Consider the following 532-nt stretch of genomic DNA (forward strand, 5'->3'; position numbering starts at 1 on the left):
GTTTGCTATCGGCATCGATGGCGTATCTGCGTCAACAAGCAGAAATCATTGGTACGCAGCTTTCATCCAGCCCTGAATCAGAAAAAGCGTCTTTGCAACTTAGCCAACTGATCGTGAAGCAGAGACTGAATATCGCAACGGAAAGTTTGCGTAACCTGATGTCGATCGGCGACAAAATGGGCATTGAGACGTCGGAGTACAAGCGTCAGATCTTTGAAATCACAGGCAGCATCACGCACGACTTGCTAGACACCAAAGTGGTGTGGTCCATCATCAGTCACTGGTCAAACTCCGCGGTGGATTGGTTTGCGGAAAACGCACCACAGCATATCTTCCAGCTATTCGTGTTCGCGCTGATCTTATTGATTGCTCGTGCACTGGCTAAACTCACGCGCAAAGTGGTGAGCAAAGCGGTGTCTTCTAAGAACTTGAAACTTTCCCACCTAATGCAGGACTTCTTTATCTCCCTGTCCGGCAAAGTGGTGTGGGTGATTGGTATTATGGTTGGCCTGTCGCAGATTGGCTTGAACTT

Annotated in this window: 1 pseudogene; it reads left to right on the forward strand. The window is 48.7% G+C overall.

The features are described from left to right. Window positions 1–532: pseudogene (locus tag R8O10_RS27255) on the forward strand (mechanosensitive ion channel protein MscS); the annotation flags it as partial.

Source organism: Vibrio sp. 1727 (assembly GCF_033344415.1).
In the GTDB taxonomy this organism is placed as follows: Bacteria; Pseudomonadota; Gammaproteobacteria; order Enterobacterales; family Vibrionaceae; genus Vibrio; species Vibrio alginolyticus.